This is a genomic window from Inquilinus sp. NPDC058860 (genome assembly GCF_042743185.1).
Taxonomy (GTDB): Bacteria; Pseudomonadota; Alphaproteobacteria; order DSM-16000; family Inquilinaceae; genus Inquilinus.
On the sequence record NZ_JBHYMS010000089.1, the window covers coordinates 1 to 19,391 of the forward strand.

Sequence of the window (19,391 nt, forward strand, 5' to 3'; positions counted from 1 at the left end):
CAGAGGACTCTCACCTCCAAGTCACAAACCGGGGCACCACTCCCGGCTCTCGGTGCTCTCGCACCTCGCGCCATGCCTGGCGCACACAAAAAAGACCCGGCGGAGGTTCCCCCGCCGGGTCGACAATGTCCGTGGCCGGGTGGCGTCCGCCACTGGCCTTTGGTGTTACTTGGCGCCGACCTTGGCCAGCTCGCCCTGGGTCGCCTCGGCGAACTTGCCGCTGTTCCAGATGTAGAAGACATAATCGGTCGTCTTCCGGTCGCCCTTGGCGTCGAAGGCCAGGGGACCCATCACGGTCTTGTAGTCGCTGCCGTCATGCAGCGCCTCGGCCACCTTCGGGCCGTCGAAGCTCTTCGCCTTGGTCGCCGCCTGGGCCCAGGCCTGGACCGCGGCGTAGCTGTACAGGGTGTAGCCTTCGGGGTCGTAGTTCTCGGCCTTGAACTTGGCCACCACGTCCTTCGCCGCGTCGCTGTTGCGCTGGTCGGCGCCGAAGGTCATCAGCACGCCCTGGCCGGCGTCGCCGGTGATGCCCCAGAACTCCTGGGTGACGATGCCGTCGCCGGAGATGAACTGGGCGTTCATTCCCTGCTCGCGCGCCTGGCGCAGGATCAGCCCCGCCTCGTTGTGCAGCCCGCCGAAATAGATCACGTCGATGCCGGCCTGCTTCATCTTCGACACGACGGCCGAGAAGTCGCGCTCGCCGACGGTGATGCCCTCGTACAGCTTCTCGGTCAGGCCGGCCTTGTTCATCGCCGCCTTGGTGGCGTCGGCCAGGCCCTTGCCGTAGGTGGTCTGGTCCTGGAGGACGGCGACGTTGCGGCCCTTGAACTTCTCGGCGATGAAGGCGCCGGCGACATCGCCCTGCTGGTCGTCGCGGCCGCAGGTGCGGAAGGTGGTCTTCTGCCCCTGCTCGGTCAGCTGCGGGTTGGTCGAGGCCGGGGTGATCTGGACGATGCCCTCCTCGGCATAGACCGCGGAGGCCGGGATCGAGACCGAGGAGTTGAAGTGGCCGATCACCGCCACCACGCCCTCGCCGACCAGCTCGTTCGCGGCCGCGACGCCCTGGCGCGGGTCCGAGGCGTCGTCGCCATAGACCACGACGATCTTCTCGCCGTTGACGCCGCCGGCGTCGTTCAGCGCCTTCACCGCAGCGTCGGTGCCGCGCTTCATCTGCTCGCCGAAGGCGGCGTTCGGGCCGGTCAGCGGCGCGCCGAGGCCGATCTTCACATCGGCCCAGGCCGGCGCCGCCGCCATCGCGGCCAGCGCTACGCCGGCCAGGAGCACTCGGTTGAATCTCGTCATCAGATCGCTCTCCCAGTTCATCGCCCGGCGGGACGACCCCGCCGGCCTTTGCTTCCCGCCGGCCCGAAAGGACCGGCGTCTTACCGTGCGGCCGGCCGCCGGTCGCGCCAGCCGAACAGGCCGGCGCGCTCGTACAGCCACGGATACTGCCGCACCATCTTCGCCGCCCGCGTCATCCGGTAGGCGACCGTGGCGCACAGGCCGATCCAGACAAGATCGATGACGAAGCCGGTCGGCGACAAGAGCGTACCGCCGAACAGTGCGTAGTGCAGGAATCGCGTCGCACAGGCCAGCAGCACCACGAAGGGGATCACCTTGCGCATCGGCGCCCAGCCCTGGGCCTGGCCCTGTCCGGTCAGCAGGCCGGCGCCGCCGCCCAGGATCAGGCTGACGAAGATGAAGTCGCCGACCGAGGTTCCGAGGATCTGTTCCATCGCCCGCCCCTCAATGCCCGCCTTCGAGATAGGCAGCCCGGACTTCCGGATTCGCCAGGAGCTCGCGGCCGCTGCCGCTCATCGTCACCCGGCCGTTGACCAGGACATAGCCGCGATGCGCCAGCTTCAGTGCGTGGAAGGCGTTCTGCTCGACCAGGAACACGGTCATCCCCTGCTCCCGGTTGATCACCTTGATCGCCTCGAAGATCTGCTTCACCACCAGCGGCGCCAGGCCGAGCGACGGCTCGTCCAGCAGCAAGAGGCGCGGCCGGCTCATCAGCGCCCGGCCGATCGCCAGCATCTGCTGCTCGCCGCCCGACAGGGTGCCGCCGCGCTGGACCTGCCGCTCCTTCAGCCGCGGGAACAGGGTGAAGATCTGCTCGAGGTCGCGGCCGAATTCCACCGGATCGGCGGTCAGCGCCCCCATCTGCAGGTTCTCCATCACCGTCATGCGCGGGAAGATGCGGCGGCCTTCCGGCGAGATGGCGACGCCGCGGCGCACGATCTCGAAGGTCGGCCGGCGGGTGATCTCCTTGCCGTCGAACACCACCGCCCCCTTGCGCGCCTGCGGGTTGCCGCAGATCGTCATCAGGAGGGTCGACTTGCCGGCGCCGTTGGCTCCGATCAGGGTGACGATCTCGCCTTCCTTGACCTCGACATCGACGCCGCGCAGCGCCTCGATGGCGCCGTAGAAGGTGTGCACGCCCTGCAGCGACAGCATCACGGACGGGCCTCCCCGGTCACGACGGCGACATCGGCGGCGATCTCCGGCGGCAGGTCCTCCTCCTCGGGCTCGCCGAGATAGGCCCGGATCACCGCCTCGTCGCTGCGGATCTGCTCCGGCGTGCCGTCGGCGATCTTCTTGCCGTGGTCGAGCACCACGATGTGGTCGGAAATCTGCATGACGACGCTCATGTCGTGCTCGATCAGGAGGACGCTGGTCCGGTGCTCGTCGCGGATGGCGCGCAGCAGCTGGTTCAGCTCCTGCGATTCGCGGGGGTTGAGGCCGGCGGCCGGCTCATCCAGGCACAGGATCACCGGGTCGATGCACATCGCCCGCGCGATCTCCAGCCGGCGCTGGCCGCCATAGGGCAGGCTGCCGGCGGAATCGTCGGCCTGGGCGGTCAGCCCGACCCGGTCGAGCCAGAACTTCGCCTTCTCCACCGCCTCGCGCTCGGCCCGCCGGTAGCCGGGCAGGCCGAGCAGCCCGGCGATCGAGAAGCCCGACGCCTTCATCAGCTTGTTGTGCTGGGCCACCATCAGGTTCTCCAGCACGCTCATGCCGGCGAACAGCCGGATGTTCTGGAAGGTGCGGGCAACCCGCGCCTGCTGGGCGATGCGATAGCCGGGGATCTGCTCCAGCAGGAACTCGCCGGTCTCGCCCTTGAGCGTCATGCGGCCGGAGGTCGGCCGGTAGAAGCCGGTGATGCAGTTGAACAGCGTGGTCTTGCCGGCGCCGTTCGGCCCGATCACCGCGGTGATGTCGCCGGCGCGGATGTCGAAGGAGACGTCGTCGATGGCGACGAGGCCGCCGAAGCGCATCGAGACGTGCTCGATGGTCAGGAGGGCGGTCACGACGAGACTCCCTTCTTGCCGTGCAGGAGGATCGTCGGGTCGCGATGGGCCAAGAGGCCGCGCGGGCGCCACACCATGATGCCGACCATGCACAGGCCGAACACCAGCATGCGGTACAGGTCGAGGCCGCGGAACGCCTCCGGCAGGCCGATGATCAGGCAGGCGGCGACGACGATGCCGAGCTGGCTGCCCATGCCGCCGAGCACCACGATCGCCAGCACGATCGCGGATTCGATGAAGGAGAAGCTCTCCGGGCTGATGAAGCCCTGGTAAGTGGCGAAGAAGCTGCCGGCGAAGCCGCCGCACATGGCCGAGGTGGCGAAGGCCGCCAGCTTCAGGTTGGTGCGGTTGATGCCGAGCGACTGGCAGGCGATGTCGTCCTCGCGGATCGCCTCCCAGCCGCGGCCGACCGGCAGCCGGCGCAGCCGCACGCTGATGAAGTTGACCAGCAGCGCCAGGGCCAGGATCAGCAGGTAGAGGAAGACGATCCGGTGCGTCGGGTCGTATTCCAGGCCGAACAGCTGGTGGAAGGCGGTGGTGCCCTCCGGCGGGCTGCGGTCGAAGGGAAAGCCGAAGAAGCTGGGGCGCGGCACGTTGTTGATGCCGTTCGGCCCGCCGGTCACCGGCGCCCAGTTGATCAGGATGATGCGGATGATCTCGCCGAAGCCGAGGGTGACGATGGCGAAGTAGTCGCCACGCAGCCGCAGCACCGGATAGCCCAGGATCAGGCCGGCGCTTGCAGCCAGCAGCCCGGCCAGCGGCAGGCAGAGCCAGAAGCTGAAGCCGAAGGTGGTCGCCAGCAGCGCGTAGGAATAGGCACCGACGGCGTAGAAGGCGACGTAGCCGAGGTCCAGCAGGCCGGCCAGGCCGACGATGATGTTCAGGCCCCAGCCGAGCATGATGTAGATCAGCACGATGGTGGCGACGCCGAGCGTGCTGCGGCTGGCGAGGTCGGTGAAGGGGAAGATCACCGCCAGCAGCACCAGGACCGGCCCGACATAGACGCTGAGGCGCTGCACCCGGGCGCCGATCCGGTCCATCGCCCGGTCCCGCTCCTGCCGCGACAGGCTGGCGCGGTTGCGGCGCTGCACCAGGATCGACTGGATCAGCAGCCAGGCGGCGCCGAGCGCCCCGATCAGCAGCAGCGGCACGGAGTGCAGCTCCTGCACCGGCAGGGCCGGCAGCACGTCGGAGATCGCCGGCCGCAGATACTCATAGATCGGCGGCAGGGCGAAGACGACGAGGAACAGAAGGCTGGCCCAGAACACCGGCCGCGGCAGGCCCTCGCGGTTCAGGATGATGCCGATGCGGCCGAAGAAGACCAGCACGACGGCGATGGCGACGGCGGTGAAGTCGGTCTGGTAGCCCAGCGCGCCGCTCTGCTCCACCGTGCGGATGCCGACCAGGGGGGCGGTGAGGACCAGGGCGATGAGGGCGGTGACCCCCGCCTCCTTCGCCATGGCCGCGAGGTCGAGGCGGCGCCCGGCGGCCGCGTCGGATTGCGCGATCGTCGCCATGGCCTCAGACCTTCTCGATGTCGGGACGGCCGAGCAGGCCGGACGGGCGGAAGATCAGCACCAGCACCAGGATGGTGAAGGCGGCGACATCCTTGTATTCCGACGAGAAGTAGCCGGACCAGAAGGCCTCGATCAGCCCGATCAGAACGCCGCCCAGCATCGCCCCGGGCAGCGAGCCGATGCCGCCCAGCACCGCCGCGGTGAAGGCTTTGATGCCGGCCAGGAAGCCGATATAGAAGTCGATCACGCCGTAGTAGAGGGTCACCATCACGCCGGCCACGGCGGCCAGCGCCGCGCCGATGACGAAGGTCATCGAGATGGTGCGGCCGACATCGACGCCGATCAGCGCCGCCATGGTGCGGTCCTGGGCGCAGGCGCGCTGCTGCCGGCCCAGCGAGGTGCGGTTGATCACCCAGGTCAGGCCGATCATCAGGGCGAGGGTCAGCAGCACGATGATGATCTGCAGATACGACAGGTTGACGTCGAAGCCGCCGCCCGAGGTCAGCTGGAAGCCGCCCGGGATCTGCGGCGGCACCGGCTTGCGCCGGGCGCCCTGCAGCAGTTGGATGTAGTTCTGCAGGAAGATCGACATGCCGATCGCCGAGATCAGCGGCGCCAGCCGGGTCGAGCCGCGCAGGGGCCTGTAGGCCAATCGTTCGACCGTCCAGCCATAGGCGGCGGTCACCACCACGCTGACGATCAGCACGATCGCCAAGGCCAGGGCCACCGACACGCCGGGCACGCCGAAGGCGCCGAGCACGACGAAGCCGATCACCGCGATAAACGCGCCGATCATATAGATCTCGCCATGGGCGAAATTGATCATGCCGATGATGCCGTACACCATCGTATAGCCGATCGCGATCAGACCGTAGATCGCGCCCAGCGTCAGCCCATTGATGAGCTGCTGCAGGAAATATTCCATGCTCGCGCCGAATTGCCTCCACAGACCATCCGCGGATGGTCGACCTCTCTCTGTTCGCTCGCCGTGTAGACCGAGGGCGTTTCTCTGTTCAAGCTCCGCGTCAACGTCGGATTGGCGCGACTATGGCGAAGAAAATGGACCGTTACAATCGCAATGAATCATAAGACGTTTCGGGGGCTTAGGCCATGGATCAGACGCCGTAACGGTCGAGAATCCGGCGGATCGGCTGGGCATAGGCCGGGTCCCAGTACCGGACGTGAACCAGCAGCGGATACAAGAGATAGATCGGCCGGCGGTCGTTCCAGAAGCCGGAATCGAGCGGCGCCAGCTCGGCATAGCGATCAAAAAAAATCTCGTCGAAGGTGCCGAACAGGGTCGGATAGGTCAGCTCCATCTCCGGATGGCCGCAGGAGATGGCGGGATCGATGAAGGCGGCGATTCGCCCGCCCCGGTGCAGCAGGTTGCCGGTCCAGACGTCGCCGTGCAGCAAGGCCGGGTGCCGCGGCTCCGACAGCAACTCCTCGAGCCGCCCGGCCAGCGCCTCCAGCCGGCGCAGAAGCGCCGCGTCGACCGTGCCTTCGGCATGGCCGGCACGGGCCATGTGCAGCAGGCGGTGGTCGCGGAAGAACGGGACCCATCGGTCGGCCGGCGGATTCGGCTGCGGCAGCTTGCCGATGGTGGTGTCGCGGTCATAGCCGAAGCGCGGCCAGGCCGGCGCATGCAGCGCCGCCAGCAGCTCGGCCGCGTGCAGCTGCGCCGCCGGCGGCGGCGGGCCGGGATCGTGCTCGACATGCTCCAGCAGCAGCAGGTCTTCGGCGGCATGCAGCACGGCCGGCAGCGGCAGGGCGGAATGCCGCGCCAGCTCGCCCAGCATCCAGGCCTCCAGCAGGAGCGGACCCGACCCGGCCTTGGCCACCACCCGGCCGCCATCGGCGAGATCGACCCGCAGCACGGCGACGGTCGAGCCGCCCGGCAGCGGCTCGGCCGCCACCGGACGGACGCCCAGCGCCGCGGCGATCCGCTCGGCGAGACGGGGATCGAGGGCGGTCAGGAGCGGTGTCCCCCAACAGTAAAAAACACCACGCGTTTCAAGGCTCCCATGGTGAAATGGGCGGAAGCCCGCCCGTCATCCGGAGCATCATGCCCGCATCCCCTGCCGTCTACGAAACCTGCGCCCTGCTGTTCGAGCACGGCCCCGGCGCAACCGACTCTGGCGCAGCCGGCCCGACGGTGGAAGAGGCTCGGCGGCTTCTGGCCGCCTTCAGGGTGGCGCCGGACGGGAGCGCCGAGGACGAGCGGACCGCCCGGCTGTTCCGGCTTGCCGCGACGCTCGGGGCCAGCTTCGCGGTGCCGGCGATGGACTATCCCGGCCTGACCGTCCTCGGCGCCCGGCTGCGGCAGGACCGGCCCGCCGGCGGCGGCGCAGCCATCGCCGTGGACGGCGTGATCGGATGCGACCCGAGCCCGTGGCGCGCTTTCCAGAAGTGCATCGGCGAGGCCGCCGAGACGCTGGCCCTGGCCGCGCCCGAGATCGGCGACGCCGCCCGCGACGACGCGATCGAGACCATCCCCCCCCGCTTCGCCGGGCAGATCGAGGCGCGGACCGGCGTGGATTCGGCCGCAGCCCTCGATGCCGCCCCGGTCGCGCTGGCCCGGCACGGCGCGGCGATTTTCCGGGTCGATCTGACCGGAAGGGCTGGGATTCCCGTCGTGAAGCTGTTATCGCCGGACCTGCAGCCCTCCTCTGCCGCCGCGATGACGAAGGGGCTGCACGAGACGGCGTCACAATCCGGCCGACCGCTGAATAGTTTGAAGGATCGGCCGGCGATATTTAATAGTCTGTGAGCCCAGTCCGCTGCGGTTTCAATTGGTTGGGGGAAGGGGAGACCGCGGATGGCGGTTCCGGCGACACGGAGCATGAGGACTCCGGAACGGGCGGGTTTACCCGCGCCGCAGGCTGGCGGCACGGAGCGTCTGCGGCTGTCCCTGGGCAACGGGTTCGATCTCCGCCTCGGCAACGGCGACAGGATCGAGCTGGGCAGCCGCAAGGCGCAGGCGATCTTCGCCTTCATCGCGCTGAGCGGCACGGCGATCGAGAGCCGCGAGCGCGTCGCCGGCGTGTTCTGGAGCGAGAGCGACGGCGACCATGCCCGCGGTTCGCTGCGGCAGTGCCTGAAGCAGCTGCGCGACAATCTCGAGGCCGTCCATCCGGGCATCATCGACGTCGGACGCCAGGACATCCGTGTCCGGCGCGAGGTCGTCGACATCGATCTCGAGCTGGTCACGAGCGATCTCGGAAAAGGCGTCCTGTCGTCCATCCTGGCGCTCGGCCTGGCCAATCCGGACCGCATCATGGCCGGGTTCGAAGACCTCGACCGGGAATTCGCCTCCTGGCTCACGGTCTGCCGGCAGCAATGGCGCAAGACCTTCATCGGCGGCCTGGAGCGGATCCTGCGCGATCCGGCCTCGGGCGAGAAGATCGCTTCCGAAGCGGCCCATGCGCTGCTCGATATCGACCCGACGCATGAGGAGGCGTACCGCGTCCTGATCCTGCAGCAGGCGCTGCGCGGCAACATCGCGGCGGCGCTGAAGCTGTACGGCACGCTGTGGGACCTGCTGCAGAACGACTACGACATGGAGCCGTCGGATGAGACGCAGCGCCTGATCGTCGACATCAAGAAGGGATCGGTCGACAGCACGGCGCAGCCCTCCGCGATGCCGGTCATGGAGCCGTCCCGGCTCCCGATCATCGAGGTCGACCGCCTGAGCCCAGGGCTGCCCGAGGGCGTCGACGACTACGTCGTCCACGGCTTCCGCAGCGAGCTGATCGCCAATCTCGTGCGGTTCCGGGAATGGATCGTGGTCGAGCCGCCGGACGCGCAACCCGAGGCCGGGGCCCCACAGCAGGTCGACTATCGGCTGTCCACTGCTTTCCGGCACAAGGACGACGACCTGCTGATCGTCGTCTCGCTGACCGAGCTGACCCGCAAGCGATCGCTGTGGTCGGAGACTTTCTCGCTGGCGCTGCACTCCTGGATGGACCAGCAGCGCCAGATCGCCCGCCGCGTGTCGGCGACGCTGGACATCCACATCTCGGCCAACGCGCTGTCGCGGCAGATCGGCGACCGCGACTTCGCGCACGGGCCCTATATCCGCTGGCTGCGCGGCCAGTATCTGCGGAACTTCTGGGAGCCGCAGGCGGAGTTCGAGGCCGAGGCGCTGTTCAAGGAGGTGATCCGGGACTGGCCCAGCTTCGCACCGGCCTATAGCGGCCTCGCCAACATCTACAACTCCCGCCACATCATCCTGCCGGGGGTGCGCCGCGACCGCGCCATGGCCGAGGAGGCGTTGACGCTGGCGCGGCGGGCGGCGGAGCTGGACCCGCTGGACGCGCGCGGCCATCTGACCCTCGCCTGGTCATACATGATGACGACCCGCTACCCGCAGGCCGACCTGCATCTGGAGATGGCGCGCGACCTGAACCCGAGCAACCCGTCCGTGCTGGTGTCGGCGGCGCAGGGCTTCGCCTTCGTGGACCGGACCGATGTCGCGCTCGATCTCATGGCGAACGCCTTCGAGCTCAACCCGCTGGTCCCGCCCCATCACTGGGCCCATCTGGCGGGCATCCGCTTCCTGCACGGCGACATCGAGGGCTGCGTCGAGGCCGCCGACCGGGCCGGGCAGTCGATCTTCAACATCCCGGCCTGGAAGGCCGCCGCCCTCGGCCGGCTCGGCGACACCCGACGGGCGCAGGAGGAGGCGCACCTCTTCCTGCGCAACGCCCGCGACGCCTGGCACGCCGAGACGGAATGCACCGACGCCGCCATCGTCGAGTGGTTCCTCAGCAGCTTCCCGATCCGCAACGTCGCCCGCTGGCGCGAGCTGCGGGAAGGCCTGATCCTGGCCGGCCTTCCCGCCTCCGATGTCGGCGAGGAGCAGCTCTACTGGCCTCACCGGCACTGACCGAAGCTGTCATCGTCGCTCCCCGGAAGCGACCATGTTCAGCCGTCCAGCGTGTTCTCGGGCCTACCTGTTCTTCCAGCGCTCGGCGAACGGGACCCCGCCCAGAGCCCAGTTCGTCAGCGGCTTCTCGTCGATGATCACGTGAATGCCCTCCGGGTCGATCTTGAACAGCTCGACATAGGCATCGGTGAGCACCTTGGCCAGCTTGGCCTTCTCGTCGACGGAACGGCCTTCCAGCAACTCGACACGGATGATCGGCATTTTCATCTCCTGGAGAATTGAGAGTGCAAAGGATGAGGGTTGAGACCATGCGACGGGCGGTCGGCCGACCGCCCGTTTCGTCATGCGGGAACCACGGCCCGGCTCTTCCAATGGGCGATGGTTCCCGCGGACAGGGCGATCAGGATCATGCCGAAGATGGCCTCGACCCCGATGGCCTCATCGAACAGCAGCCAGCCCCACAGGACCCCGAAGGCGATCGCGGCATAGATCGCCGTGGAGACCAGCAACGGCCCGCTGCGGGAAATGACCCAGAAGAACACCACGCCCTCGAGCGCTGTCACCGCGCCCCAGAGGAAGGTTTCGGGCGCGAAGGTCCAGGACAGCGCGGCCGCGGCCGGGAACAGCAGCTGCTGCCCCACCACCGCGACCAGGGCCAGGCCGAGGGAGCACAGGCTTTCCCCGGCGGCCACCAGGGTCGGCGGCTCGTCCTGCGGATAGGCCCGGTACACGAAGACCTGGTTGAGGGCATAGAGCAGCGGCACGGCCAGCGCCGCCAGGGTCTTCAGCGGCAGGCCGCCGGAGGCCTGGGCCAGCTCGCGCGAGACGATCAGGACCGTGCCGGAGAGGCCGAACGCGATCGCCAGCAGGACCGCGCCCGAGGGCCGCTCTCCCTTCAGAACGGCTGACAGGATGGCGACGAGCATCGGCGTCAGCGCCACCGAGACCGTGAGGAAGTACAGGGGGGCCTGGTCCGAGATCGAGGCCCGGACGCAGAGCGGCAGGAAGAAGCCGAGGGCTGCGGCGGTCAGGAAGAAGCGCCAGTTTCGGCACAGCCGCGACACTGCCTGCCGGCCGGGCCGGTTGTAGCAGACCAGCAGGGCCGCCGCGACGGCCACCGCCCCCAGCACGAAGGAGAACGGGTCGACCCCGCGCAGGGCGGCGTGCTTCACGATGGCGGGCTGCACGCCCCAGAGGAACCCGAGCAGGACGACCCGGAACAGATCGCCCTGCATGCTGCTCGATCGCATCGTCATCTCAATGCCCCTTCGCGTCCTGCGCGATGATGGCCCGGGCGGCGCGATGGCCGCTGTAGGTCACATGCGCCAGTGTTCCCGGGGCCGAGGCGTCGCCGACCAGGGCGATCGAGCCGGTTGCGCCCGCCGCGCCCTCCTTCAGCCCGTCATACAGCGCCCGGTCGGGCTCCCGCGCCGTCACCAGGAGGATCGCCTCGTGCTCGATCGCGCCGGCCTCGCCCGAGAACACGTTCTGCACCACCGCATGGTCCCGCTCGATCCGGGCCAACCGCCGATGCGGCACGATGCTCACCCCCAGCGCCATCATCCGGGCCTGGATGAAGTGCTGCTCCAGGGTCTTGTGCGTCCAGATGGCGACCTCGGCCGCCGGCGTGATGAAGGTGACTGCGACGCCTGCCGAGACGAGATACTCGGCCAGGGCGCTGCCGAGATAATAGTGGTCGTCGTCGTAGATCGAGACCTGCTTCGGCCAGGACCGCCCACCCGCCTTCAGCCCGGAGAGCACGTCGTCCGGCGTCAGCACCTCGGCCCCGGGCGCCGTCGGCACGGCGGACACGCTGGCCCGCCCCGCCCCGTCCCGCCGCCAGGCCGCACCGGTGGCGACGATGACATGGTCGTAGCCGGCCTCGGCGACGGCGGCCCCGGCGGCGGCCCGGCCGAGCACCAGCTCGACATCCGATTCGATGGCACGGCGGCGGAATTCGACGATGTCGATCCAGCGGTCGAGGCCGGGCAGCCGTGCCTCCTGCACCACGCGCCCGCCGACCTCGTCGCGGCCGTCCTGCAGGGTCACGCGATAGCCGGCGCGGGCCAGAATGCGGGCCGATTCGAGCCCGGCCGGCCCCGCCCCCACCACCAGGCACAGGGCCGACCTGTGCCGCCGGGGAATCCGTTCCGGATGCCAGCCCTCGCGCCATTCCACGCCGGCCGTGGGGTTCTGCGGGCAGCGGATCGGCGCCGCCGACAGGTCGCTGGCGATGCAGAGGTTGCAGGCGACGCATTGCACCACCTGGTCCAGCCGTCCCTGCTCGATCTTCTTCGGCAGGAACGGGTCGGCAATGGCGGGCCGCGCGGCGCCGATCAGGTCGAGCACCCCGTCGCGCACCAGCGTCACCATCTCGTCCGGGTCGGTGAAGCATCCGACGCTGAGGATCGGCTTGGTGGTGAGCCCGCGCACCTGCCGGAGCGCCGCGCGCGACGGGCTGCCGCTGCCGAAGCGCGCCGATCCCGATTCATTGCCGAGCCCGCCCACCACCACGTCCCACAGGTCGGGCAACTCGCCGACCAGGCCGAAGAACTCCTCCATCTCGCTGCTCCCGTCGACCGGCGAGGACAGCAGTTCGTCGAGCGTGATCCGCACCGCCAGGGCGCACTGGTCGCCGACCGCGTCGCGCGTGTCCTCGATCAGCTCCCGCAGCAGCCGGACGCGGTTCTCCAGGACCCCGCCATACTCGTCCTGCCGGTCGTTCGATCGCAGCGACAGGAACTGCGCCGGCAGCGACAGGACCAAGCTGGCATAGACATAGATGATATCGAACCCCGCCCGCCGGCCCCGCAGAGCGGCTTGGCGATGCCAGGACCGCAGATTCCGGATGTCGTCCCGGTCCATCCGGCGGGACTGCATCGGCTCCGGCATCAGCGGAAAGGTCAGCGCCAACGGCGCCGAAACCGGGCCCAGCGGATCTTCGCGGCTGAACAGGTTCATCGTGTTCAGACCGCCATGCGACAGCTCGAGCGCCGCCAGGGCCCCGTGCCGGTGCGCGGCCTCCGCGACCTTCGCCAGATAGGCGTCGTAGCTGTCGTCCCAGGCCCGGGACTCGATGTAGGGGGTCATGTCGGAGGACGGGTGGATCTCCGTCTGCTCGGTCGCGATCACCCCCCAGCCGCCCTCGGCCCGGATCTCGCGGAACCGGGCCGTGGCTTCGGGGTAGCGGTACCCCAGCCCGGTGCCGTGGGGGGTCTGATAGAAGCGGTTCCGGGTCCGGTGCGGACCGATCTGCACGCTCTCGAACAGAACCGCGTAGCGCGGGTCGGGCGCTTCGATGGCGCGCCGCATGGCGATGGTCATTGTCTGTCCCAGTTCGGCTGGTGATTTGCCCGCCCGACCCCGTACGCAATAAATGCGTCTTTTCTATGGCATTTTCATAAGCAAATTTTCGAAATCAGCCATGAATTGAAAGATAATGCTTTGCAGAACTGTTTGGGCAATACCGTGGCGCGTTCCCGCAAACCTTTGGAGGTTCACATGAACACCCATTCGACGATTGCCAGCGCCGCGGCCGCTCTGCAGTGCCGTGAGGTTCTTCAGTGCCGTGAGGCCCTGCAGTGTCGCGAAGCCCTGCAGTGCCGCGAGGTCCTGCAGTGCCGCGAGGTCCTGCAGTGCCGCGAGGTCCTGCAGTGCCGTGAAGTCCTGCAGTGCCGCACGCGCTGACCGACCGGTGATCTCGTGGGAGATGCCGTGCGGTGCGTCGCCGGCATCTCCCACGACCAGACGATGGGGTGGGGCGTGGAGACCGAGTGTTCCCTGGCGGCCGCATGGTCGGACGAGTTGCAGGCGCTGGTGCAGGCCGGCCTCGTCGCCTCTCCGGTCGCGGTCGACGGCCTGGCCGACGAGCCCCGCTTCCCCGCTTATGTCTGCCGGGCCGCGGCCCGGCCGGACGTATCGGACGACGATATCCCTGCGAGCGGCTTCGGCGTCGACCCGGACGATGCGCTGGCCCGGCTCAAGGCCGCCGGCGAGTGCCTGGAGACCCTCTGCGGCCTGGCCGCCCAGTCGGTCGACGCCGGCGCGGATCCGGATCCGGAGACGACCGGCGCTGTCGTCCGCGAGCTGACCGGGCTGAACAAGGATACGCTGGACCGGATCCTGCCGTCGCTCGCCAGGATCCCCGCCCGGAACCCTGTCACCGGGGCGGCGGCGGCGCTGCCGGCCCAGCTCGTTTCGCTGTCCGCCCGCCACAGCGCCGAACCGCAGCTGCTGCCGGAGCGGACCAGCGGCGGCTTGGCCTTCGGCCGGATCGGCACCGGCCGGGCCCTGGTCTCCGCCATCCTCGAGCAGGTCGAGCGCGATGCCGCGGCCGCTGCCTTCGCGCAGCCCCGGCGGCTCCGGCGCCTGGCCGAGCTGCCTGGGCCGGCCGCGGCCCTGGCCGGCCGGATCGAGGATTGCGGACTGGCTTTGCATGTGTTCGACATCACCTCGGATCTCGGCATCCCGACAATCGCGTGCCTCGCGGTCGATGACAGCGGCAGGGGCCCGTTCCTGACGGCCTCGGCCGCATCCCGCCTGGACTATGCGACGGCGCTGGAGAAGGCCCTTCTCGAGGCCGTCCAGGGCCGCTCCGCCTTCCGGGCCTGGGAGGACCGGATCCGGGCCCGCTACATCGAGCGGCCGGATGATATCCGCGGCGGGCTGGACCGGATCGCCTGGTGGTGGGACGCCCCCGCCCGCCGCGCCGACCTGGCGTTCTATCTGGACGGGGCCGGCCGGCTGCCCCGTGTCGATCTGACCGCGCAGCTGGGTCCGGACGACGTCTTCGCCGCGCTGCGCCGCCACGGCCTGGATCTCTGGATCGCCGATCTGACGCTGCCCGAGGTCCGCGCGGTCGGCTACGAGACCGTCAAGGCGATCATCCCCGGCCTCCATCGCCTGCACATGTCCGAAGCCGCCGCGCAGGCCGTCAGCCGCCACTATGGAATCCTGCAGCCTGATCCGGGTGCGCCGCCGCATCCCATGGCCTAGATCCCGGTCATCCCCGCTGGTCGAGGCTCAGCGGATAACGCAGCGGATGGTGGCTGGAGAAGGTCATGTTCACCGGACGGCCCTGCGGGTCATAGGCGATCTGCTCGATCGTCAGAACCGCAGCGGGCGGGGTCAGCTCCAGCAGCTCCACCTCCTCCGCATTCGCCAGCCGGGCGCTCATCGTGGTGCGGCCGCGGTCGGGGCGCAGCCGGTAGCGGTCGCGCACCTCGGCATAGAGCGAGCGGTTCCCGGTCGACCAGTCGAGCTCGAGGATCCCCGGCACCAGCCGGGCGGCGAACCAGTCCTGGGTCAGCACCACCGGCTGGCCGTCCAGGCAGCGCAGGCGCTTCAGCATCACCACATCGGCGCCGGGCGGCAGGAACAGCGGCCGCGCCACCTCCGCCGGCGCGCGGCAGACGGTGCCCTCGATCAGCCGGCTGGTCGGCGTCCGGCCGTGCGCCTCGGCAATGGCGGTGAAGCTGCGCAGCAGGTGCAACTCGTAGGTCTCCTCCCGCCGCGCCACGAAGAAGCCGCGGCCGGGATGGCTGTGCAGCCAGCCTTCCTGCACCAGCTCGCGCACCGCCTGGCGCACGGTGATGCGGCTGACGCCGTACTGCTTCTCCAGCTCGCGCTCCGACGCCAGCTTGGCGTCGGCGCCGAGCTCGCCGCGCTCGATCTGCTCGCGCAGCCGCTGCTTGATCTGGCGGTAGAGGGGCTGCGGGTCATCGCGCCGCAGCCCGTCGCCGGCGGATCCATCGCTGAGGGGGCCGTCGGTCATGGCGCGGGGAAAGGCCTCTCGACAGGGGCGGAGATCACCCAAGCTGCATACACGCAAATCGGGGGTCGGGCCATAATTGACATGACTGGTTATAACCAGTCATAACTCAGGCCGGTTCGCGGGAGGCACCATGAAACTGACCCTGGTCGGCGGCGGCGGCGTCCGCGCCCCCCTGTTCATCGAATCGGCGCTGCGCCGGGCGGAGTGGAGCAACCTGACCGAGCTGTGCCTGCTCGACATCGACGGGCCGCGGCTGGAGCTGTTCGGCGGCCTCGGGGCCGAGATCGCCCGGCGGACCAACTCGCCCGTCAAGATCACCACCAGCCTGGATCCGGAGCGTGCCCTGGACGGCGCCGCCTATGTCGTGACCACGGTCCGGCCGGGGCTGGAGGAGGGCCGGATCAAGGACGAGCGGATCGCCCTGGCGCATGGCGTGCTGGGCCAGGAGACGACCGGCCCGGGCGGCTTCGCCATGGCGCTGCGCAGCATCCCGACCATCCTGGGCTATGCCGACCTGCTGCAGCGGGTCAGCCCCGATGCCTGGCTGTTCAACTTCACCAACCCGGCCGGCCTGGTCACCCAGGCGCTGCGCGACGCCGGCCACGACCGGACCATCGGCATCTGCGACGGCGCCAACGCCGCCCAGTCGGCCGTGGCGCGCTGGTTCGACGTGCCGGAGAAGGCGGTCCGCACCGAGGTGTTCGGCCTGAACCACCTGTCCTTCACCCGCCGCGCCGAGATCGGCGGCGAGGATGTGCTGCCGCGCCTGCTGGCCGACGACGCCTTCCTGGCGGCCTCGGCCCAGAAGGTGTTCAGCCCGCGCGTGGTCCGCCGCCACGGGATGTGGATCAACGAGTACCTCTACTACTTCTACTATGCCGAGAAGGCGGTGGAGGCGATCCGGTCGGACGTCCGCACGCGGGGCGAAGAGGTGCGCGACTTGAACCACGGGCTGATCGAGCAGCTGACGGCGCTGGACTGGCGCCGCAATCCGGACAAGGCGCTGGAAGCCTATTACGCCTATGCCCATCGCCGCAACGCCACCTACATGCACTATGCCCAGGAGGGGGCGCCGAGCATGGAGGAGGCCGATCGGGCGCTGGCCGCCGGCGCCCATGCGCCGCTGGGCGACGAGGGCGAGGGCTATGCCGGCGTCGCCCTGGACCTGGTCGACGCGCTGGAGACCGGCAAGCCGCTCTACAGCGGGCTGAACGTGCCGAACCGGGGCGCCATCGAGGGCTTGCGCGACGAGGATGTGGTCGAGGTCAGCTGCGTGGTCGACCGCGACGGCGTGCGGCCGTTGCCGATCGGCCCGATGCCGGAGGCGCAGGCCCAGTTGGTGCACGACATCAAGCGCTACGAGCGGCTGGCGGTGCAGGCGATCCGCGAGCGCGACCGCGACCTGGCGGTCGAGGCGCTGGTGGCGCATCCGCTGGTGCTGTCCTATTCCCGGGCCGAGGCGCTGGTCGACGAATACCTCGCCGCCCACGCCCCCTATGTCGGCAACTGGCCATGACCGGTCAAACGCAGGGCGGCTGCGACGTCGTCGTGGTCGGCGAATACTACTGGGACCTGATCTTCACCGGCCTGCCGGAGGTGCCGCGGCTGGGCGCCGACCTGTTCGCCCGCGACTTCGCCACCCTGCCGGGCGCCAGCTTCACCACCGCTGCCGCGGCGCATCGCCTAGGCCTGCGCACCGCCTGGGCCGCCGATTTCGGCACCGACCTGTTCAGCCGGCTGGCGCTGGAGGCGGCGCGGGCGGAGGGGCTGGACGACCGTCTGTTCCGCCGGCTGGACCACCCGCTGGAGCGGGTCAGCGCCGCCTTCTCCTTCGCCCATGACCGCGGCTTCGTCAGCTACGCCGTGCGCGACGACCTGCCGCCGACACCGGAAGCGCTCGCCGAAGTGGCGCCCAAGGCGCTGCTGCTGCAAAGCTTCCGGCTGCAGCCGGAATTGCTGGCCCTGGCGCGGGCGGCCAAGCGGCAGGGCATCCTGGTCTATCTCGACTGCCAGCACGTGCCGCACCGGATCGATACGCCCGGCGTGGCCGAGCTGTTCCGGGAGGTCGACGTCTTCGCGCCGAACGAATCCGAGGCCCTGGCCTTCACCGGCGCGCCGGATGTCAGTACGGCGCTGGAGCGGCTGTCGGGGATGGTGCCGACCGTCCTGGTCAAGCGCGGCGCCGCCGGCGCCATCGGGGTCAGCCGGGGCGAGCGCTGCGCCGTGCCGGCCCCGGCGGTGACTGTGGTCGACACCACCGGCGCCGGCGACAGTTTCAACGCCGGCTTCCTCTATGGCCGGCTGCGCGGCTTCGACTTCCGCGACAGCCTGGCCCTGGCCGCCTGCTGCGGCGCGCTCGCCACCACCGATTACGGCGGGCGGGCGCTGCCGCGCGAGGCCGAGCTGCTGGCGATGATCCGACACGAGGCCCCGGCCTCCATAATCTAAGCCTTGGTCCGGCCAGGGCCGGACCGGGAGCGGCGGGACCAACCCGCCCGGCAACGACAAGATTTCTCAAACAGGGGCTTGAACGGAGGGACCCGTGAAGATTGCCACCCTATCCCTGACCGCCGCGCTGGCCGCTTTTGCCGCCGGCGGTGCCGAGGCCGCGACGGTGAAGCTGTTCTGCGGCGCCACCGATTACGATCTGTGCAGCAGCGCCGCCGAGGCCTGGGCCAAGCAGAGCGGCAACACCGTCTCGATCAACAAGATGCCGGCGGTCTGGGACGACGCCGTGCCGCTGTACCAGCAGATGCTGGCGGCGAAGTCGACCGATGTCGACGTGCTGGTCATCGACGTGATCTGGATGGGCATGCTGAAGAACCATCTGCTCGACCTCGGCGCGATGGTGCCGAAGGAGGAGGTGGCGGCGCATTTCCCGACCACGATCGACGCGGCGACGATCGACGGCCACCTGCTGGCCCTGCCCTGGTACATGGACACCGGCCTGATCTTCTACCGCAAGGACCTGCTGGAGAAGTACGGCAAGCCGGTGCCGAAGACCTGGGCCGAGCTGACCGAGACCGCCAAGGCGGTGCAGGACGGCGAGCGCAAGGCCGGCGATGCCGACATGTGGGGCTTCGTCTGGCAGGGCAAATCCTATGAGGGGCTGACCTGCGACGCCATCGAATGGGTCGCCAGCACCGGTGGCGGCACCATCATCGACGCCAAGGGCGACGTCACCATCGACAACCCGAAGGCGGCCCAGGCGCTGACCCTGGCGCATGGCTGGATCGACACGATCAGCCCGCAGGGCGTGCTGGGCTACGACGAGGAGAGCTCCCGCGCCGTGTTCGAGAGCGGCAAGGCGGTGTTCCTGCGCAACTGGCCCTATGTCTGGGGCACCTCGCAGGCCGCGGGCGGCGCCCTGGTCGGCAAGGTCGGGGTCGCGGCGCTGCCGGTCGGCGCCCAAGGCGAGAAGTCGAGCGGCTGCCTGGGCCCCGCCTATCTCGGCGTGTCGAAATATTCCGAGAACAAGGAGGCGGCGGTCGAGCTGATCCGCTACATGACCGGCGCCGCCGACCAGAAGCGCCGGGCGATCCAGGGCGCCTACAACCCGACCGTCACCGCGCTGTACGAGGACCCGGAGGTGCTGGCCAAGCTGCCCTTCCTGAAGGACACGCAGGCCGCCTTCGCCGACAGCATCGCCCGCCCCTCCGCCGCCACCGGCGCCAGCTACAATCGCGTCTCGCAGGCCTTCTCGAAGTCGGTGCACGCGGTGCTGACCGGCGACGAGCAGCCCGACGCCGCCGTGGCCGCCCTGGCCAAGGAGCTGGAGCGGCTGCGGCAGCGGGCGAAGTGGTGATCGCGCGGCAGGGATAAGCGGGTGTTGCCTCCTTCGACCGGCCCTTCCCTTTTAGCCCCCCCTCCCCTTGCGGGAGGGGGGCAGGGGGAGGGGTCTG

The 19,391-nt window shown here is 69.5% G+C and carries 18 protein-coding genes; 6 read left to right on the forward strand and 12 right to left on the reverse strand.

Annotation, left to right across the window (positions count from 1 at the left end; genetic code table 11):
* Positions 1 to 165: 165 nt before the first annotated feature.
* From ACFW16_RS34160 to ACFW16_RS34190, 7 genes are all read right to left on the reverse strand, one after another.
* On the reverse strand, positions 166 to 1,302 hold the full coding sequence (locus ACFW16_RS34160) for a branched-chain amino acid ABC transporter substrate-binding protein (protein WP_380313569.1): 1,137 nt from the start codon (positions 1,300 to 1,302) through the stop codon (positions 166 to 168).
* A gap of 80 nt (positions 1,303 to 1,382) precedes the next feature.
* Positions 1,383 to 1,736, reverse strand: coding sequence for a DUF6867 family protein (locus ACFW16_RS34165; RefSeq protein WP_380313570.1), 354 nt, complete (start codon positions 1,734 to 1,736; stop codon positions 1,383 to 1,385).
* Between the two features lie 10 nt (positions 1,737 to 1,746).
* Positions 1,747 to 2,457 (reverse strand): ABC transporter ATP-binding protein, encoded by a 711-nt coding sequence (locus tag ACFW16_RS34170; protein WP_380313585.1) that lies wholly within the window; start codon positions 2,455 to 2,457, stop codon positions 1,747 to 1,749.
* Positions 2,457 to 3,278: an ABC transporter ATP-binding protein gene (locus tag ACFW16_RS34175; protein WP_380313586.1), complete on the reverse strand. Its 822-nt coding sequence runs from the start codon at positions 3,276 to 3,278 to the stop codon at positions 2,457 to 2,459. Before ACFW16_RS34175 ends, ACFW16_RS34170 begins: the two co-directional genes overlap by 1 nt.
* A gap of 29 nt (positions 3,279 to 3,307) precedes the next feature.
* Complete coding sequence (livM, locus tag ACFW16_RS34180) at positions 3,308 to 4,828, reverse strand: high-affinity branched-chain amino acid ABC transporter permease LivM (protein WP_380313571.1); 1,521 nt, start codon at positions 4,826 to 4,828, stop codon at positions 3,308 to 3,310.
* Positions 4,829 to 4,832: 4 nt separating this feature from the next.
* Positions 4,833 to 5,753 (reverse strand): branched-chain amino acid ABC transporter permease LivH, encoded by a 921-nt coding sequence (locus tag ACFW16_RS34185; RefSeq protein WP_380313572.1) that lies wholly within the window; start codon positions 5,751 to 5,753, stop codon positions 4,833 to 4,835.
* Positions 5,754 to 5,943: 190 nt separating this feature from the next.
* A complete protein-coding gene (locus ACFW16_RS34190; protein WP_380313573.1) occupies positions 5,944 to 6,744 on the reverse strand; it encodes a fructosamine kinase family protein in 801 nt (266 codons plus the stop codon).
* A 65-nt stretch (positions 6,745 to 6,809) separates the two neighbouring features.
* Here ACFW16_RS34190 and ACFW16_RS34195 point away from each other — a divergent pair, with 65 nt between their 5' ends.
* Together ACFW16_RS34195 and ACFW16_RS34200 are read left to right on the forward strand one after the other, a co-directional pair.
* Positions 6,810 to 7,598, forward strand: a complete 789-nt coding sequence (locus ACFW16_RS34195) for a hypothetical protein (protein ID WP_380313574.1) — start codon at positions 6,810 to 6,812, stop codon at positions 7,596 to 7,598.
* A 72-nt stretch (positions 7,599 to 7,670) separates the two neighbouring features.
* On the forward strand, positions 7,671 to 9,716 hold the full coding sequence (locus tag ACFW16_RS34200) for a BTAD domain-containing putative transcriptional regulator (RefSeq protein ID WP_380313575.1): 2,046 nt from the start codon (positions 7,671 to 7,673) through the stop codon (positions 9,714 to 9,716).
* Between the two features lie 63 nt (positions 9,717 to 9,779).
* Here ACFW16_RS34200 and ACFW16_RS34205 read toward each other — a convergent pair whose 3' ends face one another.
* From ACFW16_RS34205 to ACFW16_RS34220, 4 genes are all read right to left on the reverse strand, one after another.
* Positions 9,780 to 9,977: a 4-oxalocrotonate tautomerase family protein gene (locus tag ACFW16_RS34205; RefSeq protein ID WP_380313576.1), complete on the reverse strand. Its 198-nt coding sequence runs from the start codon at positions 9,975 to 9,977 to the stop codon at positions 9,780 to 9,782.
* A gap of 80 nt (positions 9,978 to 10,057) precedes the next feature.
* Positions 10,058 to 10,966, reverse strand: coding sequence for a DMT family transporter (locus tag ACFW16_RS34210; protein ID WP_380313577.1), 909 nt, complete (start codon positions 10,964 to 10,966; stop codon positions 10,058 to 10,060).
* A 7-nt stretch (positions 10,967 to 10,973) separates the two neighbouring features.
* Positions 10,974 to 13,040 (reverse strand): FAD-dependent oxidoreductase, encoded by a 2,067-nt coding sequence (locus ACFW16_RS34215; RefSeq protein ID WP_380313578.1) that lies wholly within the window; start codon positions 13,038 to 13,040, stop codon positions 10,974 to 10,976.
* Between the two features lie 63 nt (positions 13,041 to 13,103).
* Entirely contained in the window at positions 13,104 to 13,457 is a 354-nt protein-coding gene (locus ACFW16_RS34220; protein WP_380313579.1) for a hypothetical protein, read from the reverse strand.
* Between ACFW16_RS34220 and ACFW16_RS34225 the strand changes: the two genes are divergently transcribed.
* Positions 13,431 to 14,711, forward strand: a complete 1,281-nt coding sequence (locus tag ACFW16_RS34225; protein WP_380313580.1) for a YcaO-like family protein — start codon at positions 13,431 to 13,433, stop codon at positions 14,709 to 14,711. The genes ACFW16_RS34220 and ACFW16_RS34225 overlap by 27 nt on opposite strands.
* 7 nt (positions 14,712 to 14,718) lie before the next feature.
* Here ACFW16_RS34225 and ACFW16_RS34230 read toward each other — a convergent pair whose 3' ends face one another.
* A complete protein-coding gene (locus ACFW16_RS34230) occupies positions 14,719 to 15,489 on the reverse strand; it encodes a GntR family transcriptional regulator (RefSeq protein ID WP_380313581.1) in 771 nt (256 codons plus the stop codon).
* Positions 15,490 to 15,619: 130 nt separating this feature from the next.
* Here ACFW16_RS34230 and ACFW16_RS34235 point away from each other — a divergent pair, with 130 nt between their 5' ends.
* The 3 genes from ACFW16_RS34235 (at position 15,620) to ACFW16_RS34245 (ending at position 19,294) form a co-directional block, all read left to right on the forward strand.
* Positions 15,620 to 17,005: a 6-phospho-beta-glucosidase gene (locus ACFW16_RS34235; protein ID WP_380313582.1), complete on the forward strand. Its 1,386-nt coding sequence runs from the start codon at positions 15,620 to 15,622 to the stop codon at positions 17,003 to 17,005.
* The gene (locus ACFW16_RS34240; protein WP_380313583.1) at positions 17,002 to 17,937 is read left to right on the forward strand and encodes a carbohydrate kinase family protein; all 936 of its coding nucleotides are present in this window, start codon (positions 17,002 to 17,004) and stop codon (positions 17,935 to 17,937) included. The genes ACFW16_RS34235 and ACFW16_RS34240 overlap by 4 nt, the downstream gene beginning before the upstream one ends.
* Positions 17,938 to 18,031: 94 nt before the next feature.
* Positions 18,032 to 19,294 carry an ABC transporter substrate-binding protein gene (locus ACFW16_RS34245; protein WP_380313584.1) on the forward strand — a complete coding sequence of 421 codons (1,263 nt, stop codon included), beginning with the start codon at positions 18,032 to 18,034 and terminating at the stop codon, positions 19,292 to 19,294.
* Positions 19,295 to 19,391: the final 97 nt, after the last annotated feature.